This window comes from Aeromonas piscicola (assembly GCF_000820005.1).
In the GTDB taxonomy this organism is placed as follows: Bacteria; Pseudomonadota; Gammaproteobacteria; order Enterobacterales; family Aeromonadaceae; genus Aeromonas; species Aeromonas piscicola.
Genome location: NZ_CDBL01000071.1, coordinates 69,204 through 86,488, shown reverse-complemented (window position 1 = coordinate 86,488; position 17,285 = coordinate 69,204). Strand labels below are relative to the sequence as shown.

Annotated in this window: 15 protein-coding genes; 12 read left to right on the top strand and 3 right to left on the bottom strand. The window is 61.7% G+C overall.

Annotated features, from left to right (window positions below):
- The first annotated feature begins 3 nt into the window (after positions 1 to 3).
- The 7 genes from BN1128_RS17525 (at position 4) to BN1128_RS17495 (ending at position 6,562) form a co-directional block, all read left to right on the top strand.
- Positions 4 to 429: a tail fiber assembly protein gene (locus tag BN1128_RS17525; RefSeq protein ID WP_042871091.1), complete on the top strand. Its 426-nt coding sequence runs from the start codon at positions 4 to 6 to the stop codon at positions 427 to 429.
- On the top strand, positions 426 to 1,307 hold the full coding sequence (locus BN1128_RS17520) for a hypothetical protein (RefSeq protein ID WP_042871089.1): 882 nt from the start codon (positions 426 to 428) through the stop codon (positions 1,305 to 1,307). Before BN1128_RS17525 ends, BN1128_RS17520 begins: the two co-directional genes overlap by 4 nt.
- Positions 1,304 to 1,855 carry a baseplate complex protein gene (locus BN1128_RS17515; protein ID WP_042871080.1) on the top strand — a complete coding sequence of 184 codons (552 nt, stop codon included), beginning with the start codon at positions 1,304 to 1,306 and terminating at the stop codon, positions 1,853 to 1,855. The genes BN1128_RS17520 and BN1128_RS17515 overlap by 4 nt, the downstream gene beginning before the upstream one ends.
- A complete protein-coding gene (locus BN1128_RS17510; protein WP_042871078.1) occupies positions 1,852 to 3,465 on the top strand; it encodes a hypothetical protein in 1,614 nt (537 codons plus the stop codon). Before BN1128_RS17515 ends, BN1128_RS17510 begins: the two co-directional genes overlap by 4 nt.
- 10 nt (positions 3,466 to 3,475) lie before the next feature.
- A complete protein-coding gene (locus BN1128_RS17505) occupies positions 3,476 to 4,174 on the top strand; it encodes a phage virion morphogenesis protein (protein WP_042871076.1) in 699 nt (232 codons plus the stop codon).
- A gap of 709 nt (positions 4,175 to 4,883) precedes the next feature.
- Complete coding sequence (locus tag BN1128_RS17500; protein WP_052445534.1) at positions 4,884 to 6,251, top strand: hypothetical protein; 1,368 nt, start codon at positions 4,884 to 4,886, stop codon at positions 6,249 to 6,251.
- Positions 6,248 to 6,562, top strand: a complete 315-nt coding sequence (locus BN1128_RS17495; protein ID WP_042871074.1) for a hypothetical protein — start codon at positions 6,248 to 6,250, stop codon at positions 6,560 to 6,562. The genes BN1128_RS17500 and BN1128_RS17495 overlap by 4 nt, the downstream gene beginning before the upstream one ends.
- A 187-nt stretch (positions 6,563 to 6,749) precedes the next feature.
- Here BN1128_RS17495 and BN1128_RS17490 read toward each other — a convergent pair whose 3' ends face one another.
- Both BN1128_RS17490 and puuR read right to left on the bottom strand, forming a co-directional pair.
- Positions 6,750 to 8,027, bottom strand: coding sequence for an NAD(P)/FAD-dependent oxidoreductase (locus tag BN1128_RS17490; protein ID WP_042871073.1), 1,278 nt, complete (start codon positions 8,025 to 8,027; stop codon positions 6,750 to 6,752).
- Positions 8,028 to 8,077: 50 nt separating this feature from the next.
- The gene (gene puuR / locus BN1128_RS17485; RefSeq protein ID WP_042871072.1) at positions 8,078 to 8,677 is read right to left on the bottom strand and encodes an HTH-type transcriptional regulator PuuR; all 600 of its coding nucleotides are present in this window, start codon (positions 8,675 to 8,677) and stop codon (positions 8,078 to 8,080) included.
- Positions 8,678 to 9,033: 356 nt separating this feature from the next.
- Between puuR and BN1128_RS17480 the strand changes: the two genes are divergently transcribed.
- The 4 genes from BN1128_RS17480 to BN1128_RS17460 all read left to right on the top strand — a co-directional run bounded on the left by BN1128_RS17480 (position 9,034) and on the right by BN1128_RS17460 (position 15,318).
- On the top strand, positions 9,034 to 10,497 hold the full coding sequence (locus BN1128_RS17480) for an NAD-dependent succinate-semialdehyde dehydrogenase (protein WP_042871071.1): 1,464 nt from the start codon (positions 9,034 to 9,036) through the stop codon (positions 10,495 to 10,497).
- Between the two features lie 184 nt (positions 10,498 to 10,681).
- Positions 10,682 to 11,986 carry a 4-aminobutyrate--2-oxoglutarate transaminase gene (gene gabT / locus BN1128_RS17475; RefSeq protein WP_042871070.1) on the top strand — a complete coding sequence of 435 codons (1,305 nt, stop codon included), beginning with the start codon at positions 10,682 to 10,684 and terminating at the stop codon, positions 11,984 to 11,986.
- Positions 11,987 to 12,194: 208 nt separating this feature from the next.
- Entirely contained in the window at positions 12,195 to 13,520 is a 1,326-nt protein-coding gene (locus BN1128_RS17470; protein ID WP_042871069.1) for an APC family permease, read from the top strand.
- A gap of 448 nt (positions 13,521 to 13,968) precedes the next feature.
- Positions 13,969 to 15,318, top strand: coding sequence for an APC family permease (locus tag BN1128_RS17460; RefSeq protein WP_042871066.1), 1,350 nt, complete (start codon positions 13,969 to 13,971; stop codon positions 15,316 to 15,318).
- 103 nt (positions 15,319 to 15,421) lie between these two features.
- On the opposite strand, the gene BN1128_RS17455 is transcribed toward BN1128_RS17460, so the two are convergent.
- Positions 15,422 to 15,802: a hypothetical protein gene (locus tag BN1128_RS17455; RefSeq protein ID WP_042871064.1), complete on the bottom strand. Its 381-nt coding sequence runs from the start codon at positions 15,800 to 15,802 to the stop codon at positions 15,422 to 15,424.
- Between the two features lie 283 nt (positions 15,803 to 16,085).
- Between BN1128_RS17455 and BN1128_RS17450 the strand changes: the two genes are divergently transcribed.
- On the top strand, positions 16,086 to 17,240 hold the full coding sequence (locus BN1128_RS17450; RefSeq protein ID WP_042871062.1) for a sodium:phosphate symporter: 1,155 nt from the start codon (positions 16,086 to 16,088) through the stop codon (positions 17,238 to 17,240).
- The last annotated feature ends 45 nt before the right edge of the window (positions 17,241 to 17,285 follow it).

Sequence of the window (17,285 nt, the reverse complement as noted above, 5' to 3'; positions counted from 1 at the left end):
ATCATGGAACGCATTGAAGTGCTAAGCGCTGCGCACCCACGCCATTACGCGGCAGATCCCGACAGCATCACCCTGGATGTGCTGTTTGCCCACCTGCCTGAGCAGGTGCAGTTTGCAGCCCGCAAGGATGACTCGGAGGAGCATGGCCGCGAGCTCTACAGCCGGGCCGTGTTTGGCGAGTTTGGCGATATAGAGGTGATCACCCCTGCACCGCCCACCGAGACGCAGCAGCAGGCCCGTCTGAATGAGAAGCTAAAACAGGCAGCCACCGCCATGGCACCGCTGGAGGATGCCGACACCCTTGGCATCATCAGCGAGGCCGAACGCCAGCGACTCACCGCCTGGCAGCGCTACCGGGTCACCCTCTACCGCCTGCCGCAAAGTGACGGCTGGCCAACCGAGGTCACGTGGCCAGAGATGCCGCAATGAGTTGGACGCAAGGGGCGTTACGCTGGCCGGCCAGTGCCGCCAGCCTGCAGGCCAACGCCCAGGGCGTGCTGGCCCAGATCCCGGCCACCCAAACCAGCGCCACGGGCCGCCTGCAAGCGCTCGCGGCCCGCGCCCAGTACCGTCACCACCCGTTAAGCGAGGCGGCCACCGCGCTGGCGGGCCTGCGCGCCGAGCTCGACCGGTTGCTGGTCACCGGCCGCTGTCTGACCGTCACACCCTACCAGCACGGGGTCGGCCAACAACAGGGGCAACAGTTCAGCCTGGCCGCCCCCAATGCGGTGGCCACCCTGGCCGCCAAGCTACAGGACGGGGCCGACCCGCACCTGCCTAGCGGGCAACTGCATGCCATCGCCTGGCTGGTCACCGGTAACAGCGCCGAAGATCTGGCCCGCCAGCTGGCCATCCTCTGTGCCCTGCTGCCGTTGCCTGAATGGTGCGCCACCCTGCGCCGCCTCACTGCCAACAACGACACCATGAGCCAACCCACGGCGGCCAAGGTGCCGCGCTGGCGCGCCGATGAGCCGCTGAGCTGGGCCCCGCTGCGCCCTGCTCGCCTGGCGCTGGGGGCAGAGCTGGCCCAGTTGGAGAGCCTAGCCCGGGACAGCCAGACCTCGATTGCCAAGCTGCAGGGGCTGGCGACACGCCGCACCGCTCGCCTGGCACAACTCGCCGAGACCTTGGCCCAGCTGGGCACGCTGTCCGGCACGCTCTGGCACTGGCAAGGTCAGGGCGATGCGGCCAGCCTGGCCACCCAGCTCGGGCAGAGCGCGCCACCGGATCACAGCCAGAGCATGACGGTCGCGGCCCTGCTGCTCTCACCTTCCCCGCTTACCTTCTGGCAGGAGTTAATCCCATGAGCCAAGCCATGCTGACTCTCGATGGCGAGCCCATCATCATGAAGTCGATGCGGGTCTCCGCATCGATGCAGTTTCAGGACAAGGACCAGAGCGGCCAGACCAGCTCGACCAGCAGCGCCGAACAGGGCGCCAAGGGCAAGGAGCTCGACGTCTCCGGCCTCATCCCGTTCAAGGAGGAACGCATGCTGAGCCGGTTGTTTGAGCTGGCCGATGCCAAGGGCACCGGCGGCAAACGCCACGTCTACCGGGTCGGGTCGCTGCTGGCCAAGTCGGTGAAGGTGCGCCAGGCCAAGTTTGCCGGGCGCATCACCGCCAGCGAACAGGAGGGGCTGCTGGCCTGGCAGGTGCAGTTCACCTTGAAGGAGTTCAACTCGGTACCGGAGAAGCGCGAATCCCGTTTACCAGGCAACCCCGCCAACCTTGGCAAGGGCTCCACCGGTACCACCGCGGCCAATGGCGGAAATGGTCAATCGGGGGATGAGCCGCTTTCCACGGGAGAGGCTTTCTTTAAGAAACTCGACGACAAACTGGGGGATGTCCTGGCATGAAGCTGACCACCCGTCTGACCATCAACGACCAACCGGCCCACCTGGTCGAGCACGACATCATGCTGGATCTGAACGCCGGCGGGCGAGCAGCCCTGACCACCCAGGCCCAAGTGCAGAAGGGGCAGCCGATCGCCATCGATGTCGGTTACAACGGCGAGCTGCGCCGCTGGTTCACCGGTTACGTGTACGACGTGCAGCCCGCCGCCTCGGGGGCCGTGCAACTGCTCTGCCGAGAACTGGCGGGCGTCCTGGCCGGTCGCCTCCCCGTCAGCATGCAGCACGCCACCCTGCGCAACCTGCTGGCCTGGCTCACCACCGAGACCGGTCTGGTATTCATGCTGCCCGAGGCGGCCGACTATGCCGATCGCCCCATTCCCAACTTCACCAGCGCCGGCACCGGCTACCAGCTTCTGGAGAACGCCGGCCGCGCCTTTGAGGTACCGGACTTTGTCTGGTACCAGCAACCCGATGGCGCCATCTTCGTGGGGAGCCACACCGATTGCCGCTGGCATGGCCGGGAGGTGGAGATTGACCCGGCCTGGACCGCACGTCAGGCGGGTAACCTCATCACCCTGTCCCCCGTGCCCGCCATGCGCCCAGGGGCGACTGTCAACGGCAAGCGGGTGACCCGGGTGCGGCTCAAAGGTGACGAAATGACCCTGACCACGGTCACCCCGGGCAAAACCACCAAGTCGGTGGAGCGGCGCAAGATAGAGGGAGAGTTCCCGGAGCTCGCCGACAAGATGCACCTGCCCAAGTTCGGGCGGGTCGAGGCCATCAGCGATCAGGCCAGCGCCGGCCAACTCAATGACCCCTTTCGCCCCCGCTATGCGGTGGACGTGCAACTGCTGGGCGAAGATGGCCAGCCGGACAAGGCCGCCCCGCTTTATCGAGCGGTGCCGCTGCCGGTGCAGTTCGGCGGGCCGGAACAGGGCCTGCTGCAGTTCCCCATCGAGGGGACGCTGGTTGAACTGGGATTCGCCTTCGGACGGGCCGACCGGCCCTTTATCCGCACTATCCTCGGCAGCGGCTGGGCCCTGCCGGACATCGCCCCGGGCGAGCAGCTGCAGCAACAACGGGCCGAGGTATTCAGCCGCACCGATACCGTGGGCAACCTCTGCCGCCACACCGACCGGCGCCTGCATGAGCGCGCCATGCAGATGCACCACCAGAGTGATGACTACCTGGGGGAACATGGCCAGCATCGGCTGCAGGTAGCCCAGCACAGCATCGAGGAGGTGGGCGGGTTCAAGCTCATCGAGGCGCTGGGGGCCATCGAGCTGTTGGCCGGGGATGATCTCACCCTGGGGAGTCTGGGCAACATGAGCCAGACCACGGCGGGGGATCTGGTCGAGGTGGTGGGACAACTGCGCCGGGCGGTTGCCGGCGAACTGCAACACCTGGAGGCGCCCCGTTCGTGGATGGGGACCGACAGTGTGAACATCTTCCGGCTGCTGCTGCAGTTGATGAAGGTGGTGGAGCAGCTGGCAGCTGCCACCGCCGGCCATACCCACGGCAGCGGGCCAGCACCCGGTAACAGCGAGGCCATGGCCGAACATGGCCAACAAGCCAAGCAGTTGGCCAGCCAGCTCTCCCCCATCATCGAATAGAGGTGTGCAGATGATCTCACTCACCATTAATCAGGGCACAATGCTCAGCCTGCTGGAGCGCCTGGACGCGGCCTCTCTGCCGCCAGCCAAGCGCCGGCGCATCACCCAGCAGATAGGCCGGGAGGTGGTCAAGGTGAACCGCCAGCGCATCCGGGCAGGTAAAGCCCCCGATGGTTCAAAGTGGGCACCCACAAAGAGCAAGCGCAAGCACAAGCGGCTCACAGGCCTGTCCAAGCGCCTGCGCGCTCGCGGTACCGAGGACGCGGCCACCATCGACTTCGACTCTCGCTTTGCGGGGATGATAGCCAACCAGCAACACCAGGGCATGTCACAGCCGTTCACCGCCGCGCCACCCAAATCCGCGAAGCCGAGGACATCAGAGAAGGGCAAGAAGAAGGAGCCCTTCAAGCCAACGGATAGCCCTTGTACCCGTAGCCAAGCGCAGCGCCTGCGTGCACTGGGGTATAAGGTGCTGTCAGACCGGGGTGCTCGTCGTCGCTACCGCAAGCCCTCCCTCAAGTGGATACGGGAACATGTCAGCGTGCAACGAGCCGCCATCATCATCCGGACGAGCACCGGCGAGACCAGGAAGAACAGATGGACAGTAGAGACCCCGGCACGCCCCATGCTGCCCGAGGCAAGCAGTGATGAGCTGCTGGCCATCGCCGCCAAGGCGTTCAAGAAAATGGGATGGGGTGCCGGCCAGTAACCCGCCGACCATCACTCGTACACCACAGCGACGCACATGCGTCGCTTTTTTGTGGCCAATCCCTGGCCCCGTAGCCCAGGCGCGGCGGCGGAAACGCGCCGCTCACGGAATCCGCACTCCTCCCCCCCCACCTTCGCGCTAAAAATGTGGCGTTTTTTGCACAAATAAAATGGTGTAAATCCATCGTCTAACCCGCGCTGTGACTGGGCTCTTGCGGGGAATTCAGAATTTCACAAAAATACATTTTGTGATCGTTTTTTGAGAAAACGATCACGCAAGATCGCGGCAAGGAAAAAGGTAAGTCATTGAGGATAAACAAATAGCGGGTACTTTTCGTGAGGATCAAGAGTGGCGTGGTGGATCTGGTGCGACCACGAGGGAAGAATGGGAAAGCCTTATAGGACAAGGTATGGCGGGCAGTTTTGGAAAGGATCCAGAATTTCACGAATGAAGCATTAAGGATCCACATTTCAGGAGCACGACACCCCACGAAAGGAAGAAACCCCAGCTGTAGCTGGGGTTTCTGCTGTTGGCGTGACCAAAACAAGGCCAGGGAATGGCGCCGCATGAACTGGGCATCACCGAGCAGCGCGGCATCATACCCGCCCCAAGACACCGGCCGCAATCGGCCGACTTAGGTTTTGTTCTCATCCGAACCTGTGGCAGACTGCCCGCTCACAAAAAGAGCAGAGACTAGCCGGGGGAAAGCATGGCGGCCAAAAACATCAGCGAATTGAATCTCGACGACTTCGTCAGGATACAAGGCCCAGACAAGGGCAGCTCCAGAGACGGCAGCCGCGTCACGGTAGGCCGAGCAGGGGATCGCGATAGCTGCGTGAAACTGGTGGACGGCAAACTGCAGGTTACGGGTGATGACGAATTTCGTCGCACAGTGGAGGAAGCCTACGAAGCCAAGCAGACCCCATCCAGCGGCTTTGGCCACTCACCCAGGCCCGCCCCCAAGCCAGAACCCGAACCCACCTTGAGCAAGTTGATGCCAGCGACCCAGGGGCCGGAGGTTGAAGAGTTTGATGTGGGGTACTACTGGAACGAATTCCACCAGAGCAAAGCGGCCATCTACAAAAAGCTGTACGGCCCAGATGCCAACTTTCAGCAGCAGTCGATGTTTGAGCGCAACAACGAGCACCTGCAAGACATGGTGCTGCCAGGCGAGCTTGTGATCCTGGCCAACAACCCCAAGACCCTGGCGGAGAAAGACCGGCTGATCTTACTCAAACTTCAAGCCAAAGAAGCCAGCGAAGGGATCCAACAACTAACGCCGGCCGAGGCGGCCACGGTCTATCAGTACGTCGATGTCTTAGACTTGGCGGTAAATCACGATACGGGGCTGCCATCTGCTGTTGTGGGGGGAATATCTACCGCTCTTGGCCAGCGGTTTGGTGACCTCTACAAGGCCATTGACGATCTAAACCTCTTCTATGTTTCTCACACCAACGCCGCACAAGGTGGGAGTTTTTCACCTGAATTTTATCAGGGAAGAAAGACCCATCTTGCCAAGTTAAACAATGCAGTCGAGCGATTCACCATGTCCCGCGTGAACTTGCCGGACTATCCCAAGCTCAAACACAGATTAGGATTATCAACCAAGTCCATTACACACAACTGGCGGACTGTATCCACTAAAGGGGAGATCCCTGCGTTAGGCGCCAGGCTGAAAAATATAGCCATAGCGGTAAAGGGAGCGCAGCGAGTTGGCTATGTGAGTGTTGTTCTCGATAGCGTAATGGGGATAGGGCTGACCCGTGAGGCATATCGACAAGGAGACATGAGAGAAACAGTCAAAGTAGCCTCGAAGCAAACTGGTCGAGTAGTCGGAGGCTTTTATGGTGGCACATGGGCGGCAATAAACTCAGCTAGAGCGGCAGTTACTGTGGCGGGAGGGATTGCGCTGGTTTTGGGGGTCACATTAAGCGCACCAGTGGCTGCCGTGATTGCTGTTGGTGCTGGTCTTACCGGGGGATATTTGGGAGGAAATTTTATATCTGATGTAACAGGGTCCGCAACGGAATCACTGGGAGATGGGCTGTATAAAAGTGTGGAGAATGTACTCAAATGAAGTTTATCGCCGCCGCACTGTTGATTTTATTCGGTGCACTGGTTTTTATTATGCTCTTGTGCGCGATGGCCGCAGGCATCATTACCACTAAGATCGATAAGTACTGGCATCCCCGCCCAGAGCATCTATCACCTTATGCCGGCCATCAGATAAATCGATTTATGGGGTACGGACATGACCTTCTTCTGGGCCGACCAGTGCTAAGACCTGTGCCTTGGTATGTCAGGCTCTGGGTAGTTGGAACATTCATCTTCGTCATTGTTTTCTTCATCGCATCGTTGATCCTTTACTTCACAGGCACGTCTGCCTAACAAAAAGCCCCAGCGATAACTGAGGCTTTTTTCATTCTAGTTTCTCGATGTGGTCATTGTGTGGACAACGTAAGAAATAAATCCTTTTATTTCAGTGTGATACCATTCATTCCCTGGCCACCGTTCGGTGGCCTTGTCGTTTCTGACTTCTGCCCACACCAATAAGTTGCGGCAGAACAGGCAGCGCTTACACCCCCAAGCGGTCACGCAGGGTATACCAGGCGGCGCCGGCGGCGGTGAAGGGAATGCGGAACAGGCGACCACCTGGGAAGGGGTAGTGCGGCAGCTTGGCGAAGGCATCGAACCGCTCAGCCTGACCGCTCAGTACCTCGGAGAGCAGCTTGCCCGCCAGATGGGTGCAGGTAACGCCGTGGCCGCTGTAACCCTGCATGTAATAGATGTTGGGGCCGATGCGGCCAAACTGCGGCAGGCGCGACAGGGTCAGCAGGAAGTTGCCGGTCCAGGTGTATTCCACCTTGACATCCGCCAGCTGCGGGAAGGTTTTGAGCATCTTGGGGATGATCAGCCGTTCGATATCCGCCGGATCCCGCGCGCCATAGACAACGCCGCCGCCGTAGAGCAGCCGGTGATCGCCCGAGGTGCGGTAGTAGTCGAGCAGGTAGTTGCAATCTTCCAGGCAGTAGTTTTGCGGCAACAGGGAACGAGCCCGCTCCTCCCCCAGCACCTCGGTGGCGACCACCTGAGTGCCGCAGGGCATGCTCTTGCCGGCGAGCTCGGGCACCAGGTTGCCAAGATAGGCGTTGCCGGCCACCACCACGAAGCGCGCCTTTACCGCCCCCTTGGCGGTCTTGACCAGGGCGGGCTGGCCCGGGGTGATGCTGGTGACGGCGGATTGCTCGAAGATCCTGCCGCCCTGCATGCGGATGGCTTCCGCCTCTCCCAGCGCCAGGTTGAGGGGATGGATATGGCCGCCGCTCTTGTCGAGCAGGCCGCCGACGTAGCGATCACTCGCTACCACCTCGCGGATCCCGTCCCCGTCGAGCAACTCCAGCTTGTCGTTGCCCCACTTCTGCCAACGGGCCTGCTGGGCCTTGAGCTCATGCAGCTGGCGCGCCGTCTCGGCGGCAAAGACCCCGCCCTCCTGCAGGTCGCACTGGATGTTGTAGCGCTGGATACGATCGCGAATGATCTGGCCCCCTTCAAACAACATGGAGCCGAGCAGCCTGGCCTGATCCGGCGGGCAGTTCGCTTCTATGGTGTCGATGTCGCGGCTGTAGGAGTTGACGATCTGGCCGCCGTTGCGACCGCTGGCGCCAAAGCCCACCCGGGCCGCCTCCAGCACCACCACCGAATAGCCCTTTTCCACCAGATGCAGCGCGCTGGAGAGGCCGGTGTAACCCGCGCCTATGACGCAGACATCGCACTCAAGCTGCTCGGTCAATGTCGGATAGGGGGCGTGTTGATTGGCACTGGCTGCGTAGTAACTGTTTACATGCTCGGTCATGATCCTGTTTCCTTACCGGTTCTTTTCCCAAACGAGACATAGTCTCAACACTAGAAGTTGGCCGGGGTATGGGCGCTGACGATGCGGCAGACCTGCCCCGACGGATTGCTGAAACTGTGGGGCTCGCCCGTGTCGATCACGTAGCTGTCCCCGGCACTGAGTTGATAGGCCTGGCCGGCCACCGTCAGGGTCACGGCCCCTTCCAGCACGGTTCCGACCTCCTCCCCCAGATGCTTGACCTGACCGCCGGTGTCGGTGCCGGGGGCATAGGTCTCCAGCATGAAGCCGAGCTGGCGACGGTTGTTGCCGTTGTGCACCAGCTTCATGGAAACCCCCTGACTGCCCAGCTCGATCAGCTGATCGGCCTTGATCACCACGCTCGGCGTGCGTCCCTCCTCCTCGGCGAAGAAGCGCGACAGCGGCAGCTCATAGACGTTGAGCAATTTTTGCAGGGAGGCCACCGACGGGCTCACCTTGTCCTGCTCTATCATGCAGATGGCGCCATGGGTCAACCCGCTCAGCTCGGCGACTCGTCGCTGGGAGAGCCCGAGACGACGGCGGGTGGCGGCAAGGCGCTCCCCCATGCTCTTGCCCATCAGCGGGTTATCCGTCATGGTCTGCCACCTTGCCTCTCCTTGTAGTTGCTGCATCGCCCACCTCCTTGTGTGCCTGCCGACTTGCGTATCTATCTGCTTGTGTGCCTGTCGAGTGTGCTTGCGGATCGGTTCGAGGGCGCAACCGGTTAAAATAGCGAGTCACATTACCGGACCTGTTCGTTATCCTGCACGGTACATGCCGTTCATTATTTTGCACACCCAATCCCACAAAAACCGGTAAAATCGCCCTAACAGCTCCATTTCTAGCATGCAGCGCCCCGTTTACTCAAATATATTTAACACTTGAAAAACATTTCAGCTCAATTTATGGTCTTTCTGTGCTTATTATTCTATACGGTGGCAGCACAGGATCCCTTGGCCACCCTGACCCACAATCGAGGCTTCCTTCTATGTCAGCATCACAACCCGCTCTCTCCTTGATCAAGTCCCTTGCCTATATAGATGGTCGCTGGTGCGAGGCGCATAGCGGACGCCACTTCGAGGTACTCAATCCGGCCAATGGCCAGCTCATCACCCAAGTACCCGACATGGACGAGGTGGACACCCGCCGCGCCATCGAGGCCGCCAGTGCGGCGCAAGCGCCCTGGGCCGCCCTCACGGCCAAGGAGCGCAGCAACAAACTCTACGCCTGGTTTGAACTCATCATGGCCAATCAAGACGAGCTGGCTCGCATCATGACCTGCGAGCAGGGCAAGCCGCTGGCCGAGGCCAAGGGGGAAGTGGCTTACGGCGCCAGCTTTATCCAGTGGTTCGCAGAAGAGGGCAAGCGCGCCTATGGCCGCACCATTCCGGGTTTTTCCAGCGACAGGCGTCTGGCCACCATCAAGCAGCCGGTGGGGGTGGTCGCCGCCATCACGCCATGGAACTTCCCCATCGCCATGATCACCCGCAAGGCGGGACCGGCACTGGCAGCCGGTTGCACCATCGTCATCAAACCTGCCGCCGAGACTCCGCTGTGCGCACTGGCGCTGGCTGCGCTGGCGGAAGCGGCCGGCATTCCGGCTGGCGTTATCAATATCGTTACTACCCATCACTCGTCAGCGGTGGGCAACGAGCTGTGCAACAACAAGGCTGTGCGCAAGCTCTCCTTCACCGGCTCGACCCGCATCGGCAAGCTGCTGATGCGCCAGTGCGCCGACACCATGAAGAAGCTGTCGCTGGAGCTGGGTGGCAACGCCCCCTTCATCGTGTTTGACGATGCCGATCTCGACGCCGCCATCGCCGGGGCGCTCGCCTCCAAGTACCGCAACGCGGGCCAGACTTGCGTCTGCGCCAACCGTATCCTGGTGCAGGCCGGTGTCTACGATGCCTTCGCCGAGAAGCTGACTGCCGCCGTGCAGGGCTTCAAGGTGGGGGATGGCATGAGCGAGGGCACCCAGATAGGCCCGCTGATCAACCCCGCCGCGGCCAGCAAGGTGGCCGAGCTGGTCAAGCAGGCCGAAGCCGCCGGCGCCAAGGTGCTGGTGGGCGGCGAGCCGCATCCCGCCGGCCCGCTGTTCTACCAGCCCACCATTTTGGGCAATGTCGATAAAACCAACCCCATTTTGCAGGAGGAGATCTTCGGCCCGGTCGCTCCGCTGGTACGTTTCGACACCGAAGCCGAGGCCATCGCCATCGCCAACGACACCCCCTACGGGCTGGCCGCCTACTTCTATGGCCGGGATATCGCCAGGGTGTGGCGGGTAGCCGAACAGCTGGAATACGGCATGGTGGGCATCAACGAGGGGATCATCTCCACCGAGCTGGCCCCCTTTGGCGGCATCAAGGAGTCGGGTCTGGGCCGCGAAGGGGCGGCCGAGGGGCTGGAAGAGTATCTGGAAACCAAATATCTCTGCTTTGGCGGCATTCGCTAGGGTCGGTTTTATACCGGCCCCCTCCCGGCCTCCCCCTTCCCGAGGGGAGAGCAAACCGGGCCCGCCCTGACAGGGCGGGATAGTGCCAGCGCAGACAGACAGCAAGACAAGGACGAAGTGAGTGCTCCCCGCCGGGGAGGCTCGCCACATTGAGACAGGGGCCAAGGCCTCTCAGGGAGGAAAGATGAGTCATTCAGATAGCCATGCAGACAACAACCAGGCCTGGCAGGCCCGCCGTGAAGCGGCCGTGGTCAACGGCGTCGGCACCCTGCTGCCAGTGTTTATCGACAAGGCTCTCAACGCCGAGCTATGGGACGTGGAGGGCAACCGCTACATCGACTTTGCCTCCGGCATCGCCGTGCTCAACACGGGCCACAACCACCCCAAAGTGGTGGCGGCAGTGCGTGAACAGCTCGAAAAATTCAGCCACACCTGCTTCCAGGTCACCCCCTACCCCGGCTATATCGAGCTTGCCGAGAAGCTCAACGCCTTGGTGCCCGGCCCTACGCCAAAACGCACCCTGTTTCTCTCCACCGGCGCCGAGGCGGTGGAGAACGCCATCAAGATAGCCCGCGCCCACACGGGTCGCAGCGGCACCATCGCCTTCAAGGGGGGCTTTCACGGCCGCACCATGATGGGGATGGCGCTGACCGGCAAGGTGGTGCCCTACAAGACCGGCTTCGGCCCCTTCCCGGGGGAGGTCTATCACCTGCCCTTCCCGAGCGATTATCTGGGGGTGAGCGAAGCCGACGCCCTGGCGGCGCTGGATCTCTGCTTTAGCTCGGACATAGAGCCGGCCCGGGTCGCGGCCATCATTCTCGAACCCGTGCAGGGTGAGGGTGGCTTCTATGCCGCCTCCCCAAGTTTCATGCAAAGCCTGCGCAAGCTGTGCGATCAGCACGGCATAGTGCTCATCTGCGACGAGATCCAGAGCGGTTTCTGTCGCACCGGCAAGACCTTTGCCACCGAGTACAGCGGCATAGAGCCGGACATCATGACGCTCGCCAAGAGCCTGGCCGGCGGCTTCCCGCTGTCGGCCGTGGTGGGCAAGGCGGCCATCATGAACGCCGCCAAGCCGGGCGGTCTGGGGGGCACCTATGCGGGCTCGCCCATCGCCTGCGCCGCCGCCCTGGCGGTGCTGGAGGTAATCGAGGAGGAGCGGCTCAACCAGCAGGCCCTGACTCAGGGTGAGCAGATCAAGGCACGCCTACACCAGCTGGCGGAACGCTTCGACTGCATCGGCGACATCCGCGGCCCCGGCGCCATGGTGGCCATGGAGCTGGTCAAGGGACGCGATGCCAGCCAACCCGATCCGGATCTCACCAAACGGCTGGTGGCCGAGGCAGGCAAACGCGGGCTTGTGCTGCTCTCCTGCGGCGTGCGGGCCAACGTCATCCGCTTCCTGGCGCCCCTCACCGCCGCCCCGGCCTTGATCGAGGAAGGGCTGGGTCTGCTGGAACAGGCTCTCACGGCCGCCAGTCAAGGCTAGATCCGCGCCGTTTTGCCGGTCGGTGCGAAAAATACCGTCAGATAACCGCAGGCCGCCCATCGCGGACGGCCTGCTCATACGGTATCATCCCCGCCCCAAAAAATGATGACAGGCGCGCTGGGCTCCCTCCAAGGCCGAAGCCACTGTCACGGATCCTGCGCCTGCCCGCTGCGCGGGAAACCTGCACCGAATTCAAGGAGATAGGCCAATGGCTCCACGCCCGGCTCGATTGAAGCAAACCCTCACCCTGTGGCAAGTGGTGGTGATGGGATTGGCCTACATGACCCCCATGGTGGTGTTCGATACCTTTGGCATCGTCACCGACATCACTCAAGGCCATGTGACTACCGCCTACCTGCTGGCCCTGGTGGGCGTGCTCTTTACCGCCACCAGCTACAGCCAGATGGTGCGTCACTACCCCTCGGCGGGTTCGGCCTACACCTATGCCCAGAAGGAATTCTCCCCCGTGTTGGGCTTCATGGTGGGCTGGTCGTCCCTGCTGGACTATGTCTTCCTGCCGATGATCAACATGCTGCTCGCCAAGATCTATCTAAGCGCCCTCTTCCCCGGCGTCGAGCCCTGGATCTTCATCTGCGCCATGACGGCCCTGATGACCCTCATCAACCTGCGCGGCATCGATCTGGTGGCCAACCTCAACGGCATCATCATACTGATCCAGATCGCCATCATAGTGGTGTTCCTGGCCCTGATTGGCTATGGCATAGCCCAGGGTGAAGGGGTCGGTGCCGTCAGCCTGCAACCCGTCTACAGCGCCAACGCCGAGGTGCTGCCGCTGCTGACCGGCGCCACCATCCTCTGTTTCTCTTTTCTGGGATTCGACAGCCTGAGCGCCCTGTGCGAAGAGACGCCGGAGGCGGGCAAGGTGATCCCCAAGGCCATCTTCCTGACCGCGCTGCTGGGAGGCCTCATCTTCGTGGTGGTGGCCTATGCCCTGCAGCTCTACTTCCCGGATGCTTCCCGCTTCAAGGAGCCGGATGCCGTGCTGCCGGAGATCGCCCTCTACGTGGGTGGCAAGCTGTTCCAGAGCGTGGTGCTGGTGTGCGCTTGCGTGGCCGTGCTGGCCTCCGGGCTCTCCTCCCACGCCGGGGTATCCCGCATCCTCTACGTGATGGGGCGGGACAAGGTGCTGCCCCAGCGCACCTTCGGCTACATACACCCCAAGTGGCAGACCCCGGTGTTCAACATATTGCTGGTGGGCCTGCTGGCGCTGTCGGCCATCAGCTTCGATCTGGAAATCGCCCTGGCCCTGATCAACTTCGGCGCCCTGGTAGCCTTTACCGTGGTCAATCTGTCGGTGATCGCCTGCTATTACGTGCGTCAGGGGCGCAACAAAACCCTCAGGGATCACCTGCAATATCTGGTGCTGCCCCTGTGCGGGGCAGGGACTGTCGCGGTTCTCTGGTTCAATCTGGAACAAACCTCCCTTATCCTCGGCCTTATCTGGGCTGCCATAGGGGGAATTTATCTGTTTTTGCGCACCACCTTCTGGCGCGTATCCTTGCCAACCTATTGAGCTGAAAGCCTTGCCAACACTGGGCTGGCGCCGATCTTCCCCGCACGGGTGACGGCGCCATTTATTGATATAAAACAGGTCATTGATAATTCTCTTGCCCGGAATGCCTTTAGTGGCTTGTCTTCCCCCCCCATCTGGGGCAAAATCCCGCCGCTTTCATAACCGATGTGATCCCACATCGGTTATTTTTCATTTTGAAAAATTTTATTACCACTCGAGGCCGGACAACTTCCGGAAATGATATCAAGGTTCAGATGAACCTAATGCCGCAATGAGGAAAAACATGGGGCTCTTGTTTGCTTTGTCTCCGGTCGCCACCGGAACCTGCTTTGGTCGCCACGCGACCAACGTCTGTGGTTTGCATACCGATGTTGTGAGTACGCGAGAACCCGGTCCCATGGCCTCAAGCCATTCCACTTCCTGCCATCCGTGCAAGGAGGAAGCCTGAATGAGCCAGCAACCCGTTCGTCTGAAGAAAACCCTCAGCATGTGGCAGGTGGTGGTGATGGGCCTCGCCTATCTGACCCCCATGGCCGTGTTCGATACCTTCGCCATCGTCGGTGACATCACCGAGGGGCGGGTCGCCACCGCCTATCTGCTGGCGCTGGGCGGCATACTGCTGACCGCGTTCAGCTACGGCCATCTGGTGCGCAAGTTCCCCTCTGCGGGCTCTGCCTATACCTATGCCCAGAAGGTGTTCAACCCCTACATCGGTTTCATGGTGGGCTGGTCCTCCCTGCTCGACTACATGTTCATGCCGATGATCAACATCCTCTTGGCCAAGATCTACCTGACTGCCATGTTCCCGGGTGTCGATCCCTGGGTCTTCATCTTCGGTCTGGTGACAGTGATGACCTTCCTCAACCTGCGCGGTATCAACCTGGTGGCCAACTTCAATGGCCTGATCGTGGTGATCCAGCTGGCCATCATCACCCTTTTCATCGGTCTGATGGGCTGGGGCATCTATCACGGCGAAGGCGCGGCAACCCTGATGAGCAGCCGGCCGTTCCACTTCGAATCCGCCAGCGTGGTGCCGCTGTTTACCGGTGCGACCATCCTCTGCTTCTCCTTCCTCGGCTTCGACGGTCTGAGCTCGCTCAGTGAAGAGACCCCGAACGCCGGCAAGGTGATACCGCGTGCCATCGTGCTGACAGCCCTCATTGGCGGCATCATCTTCGTGGTGGTCTCCTACTGCCTGCAGCTCTACTTCCCGGATCTGGCCCGCTTCAAGGAGCCCGATGCCGTGCTGCCCGAGATCGCCCTCTACGTCGGTGGCGCCTTCTTCCAGAGCGTGGTGCTGGTGTGCACCACTGTGGCTGTGCTGGCCTCCGGCATGGCGGCGCACGCAGGCGTGTCCCGCATCCTCTACGTGATGGGGCGCGATCGCATGATCCCGGAGCGGGTGTTTGGCTATATCCACCCGAAATACCGGACTCCGGCCATCAACGTGCTGATGGTGGGCGGTCTAGCCCTCTCCGCCGTGTCGTTCGATCTGGATACCGCGCTGGCGCTGGTGAACTTCGGTGCCCTGGTGGCCTTCACCTTCGTCAACCTGTCGGTCATAGGCCAGTTCTGGGTACGCGAGAAGCGCAACAAGAGCATCAAGGATCACCTGCTCTATCTGCTGCTGCCGCTGCTCGGCGCCGCCACTATCGGGGCGCTCTGGATCAACCTGGAGCAGAGCTCCCTGGAGCTGGGCCTCATCTGGGCGGGTCTCGGGGTCACCTACCTGTTCCTGCGCCTCGCCGTGTTCCGCATTCCCTTCCGTCAGTACGAAGAGACTGCCGACTCCCAATAAGGGGCCGCGCCACACCGCAAAAAGCAGAAGGGGAGCCATGGCTCCCCTTCTTGTTTTGTACCCAGCCAGCGCTAACCTGCCATGCCCGCAGCGGGCCGGCTGATCAACCCTGGTTGATCACGGCGGTGGCGGCCGCCTTGAGCGGATCCTTGGCCACCGCCTTCACATCCTGCTGGGTCTGCTTGAGCTGCTGCCCGGCCTGGTTGACCTTGTGCTGGGTCGCCTTCACATCGCTCTTGCCCTCTTTGAGGCCGGCAGTCTTCTTGTCCATCACGTCAGTGGTGCTCTTCTTCACTTCCGCCTTGGCTTTCTCTTTCTGCTGGCGCACCAGCTTGTCGGTGTCGCAGTTGCCCTTGACGCCCAGGGTCGCATTGAGCGCCTCGTTCTTGGCGGCCTTGTCGAGGTTGCACTCGGACTTGAACACGCTAGCCTGCGCACCGGCAGACAGCAGACCCAGGGAAAGACACAGTACCCATGCTCGCATAACAACATCACTCTCGTTGAGGGAAGGAAAGGAGCGCAGCATATAACCCTGACTCCCAGGTGCAAGTGCATGGACCCGCGAGCCGCCAAACGGGCCAAAATCGGCTCCGGCTCCGACACCGGTTGTCCGCCATGGGCGGTGCCACGCCCCTCTTGACCCCGCAAACGGCCCCCGCCGCCATGTCATCAAACCATCATAAAAGTGTCACTTTGTCATATTTCTGTCATGGAGCCTTGGTCTAATGCGCCCGTCCAATTCAACGCAGAACGACCCAAGAGGCCATATGCACAGCACCCCATCTTTCGCACAACAGCAGACCCGTCGCACCGGCCCACTGTTCAACTGGCTCGCTGTGATCACGCTGATCTACCTGATCCTGGTGGCCGTTGGCGCCGTCTCCCACGGCTTCAAGGGCTTCTCCGGCGGCGCCGAGGGCGCGGCCCAGATCTTCGCCTTCGCAAACAATCCCTTTGTCGCCCTGCTGCTCGGCATACTGGCCACGGCGCTGGTGCAATCGTCCAGCACTGTCACCTCGGTGATCGTCGGTCTGGTGGCGGGCGGCCTGCCCATCGGCATGGCCATCCCCATGGTGATGGGGGCCAACCTCGGCACCACCATCACCAACACCATTGTCTCCATGGGCCATATCCGGGACAGGGCCGAGTTTCGCCGCGCCTTCGCCGCCGCCACCGTCCACGACTTCTTCAACCTGCTGGCGGTGTTCATCTTCCTGCCGCTGGAGCTGATGTTCGGCCTGCTGCAAAAGAGCGCCGAAGCCCTGGCCAACCTGCTGGTGGGCTCCGCCGACATATCGATGCAGGGGATGGATTTCATGAAGCCCCTCATCTCCCCCGCCCTCACCTTCATCGACAGCCTGGTCGCCTTCCTGCCGGGCAAGGGCGCCGCCATCGCCACCATCGTCATCGGCATACTGCTGATCCTGGGTTGCGTCACCTGGCTCGGCAAGGTACTGCAACGAGTGCTGGTGGGGCGTGCCCGTGACCTGCTGCACAAGGCACTGGGCCGTGGTCCGCTGACCGGCATCGCCTCCGGCACCCTGGTCACCGTCATGGTGCAGTCCTCCTCCACCACCACCAGCCTGATGATACCGCTGGCGGGGAGCGGCCTGTTCAACACTCGTCAGCTCTATCCCTTCACCCTGGGCGCCAATATCGGCACCACTATCACGGCCCTGCTGGCGGCCACCGCCATCAGCGGCGCCGGCGCCAAGCTGGCGCTGACCATAGCCCTGGTGCACGTGCTGTTCAACCTGTTCGCCGTGGCACTCATCTATGGCGTGCCCTTCCTGCGCGAGTTACCCATCCGGGCTGCCGAGGCGCTGGCACGGGTGGGCAGCGAGAACAAGCTGCTGGCGCTGGGTTATGTGGCGGGCCTCTTCTTCGCCCTGCCCGCCCTGATGATGGTGGCGGCGAAGTAATCCGCCATCATCAGACGAGGGGGCAGGATCCTGGCCCCCTCGTCG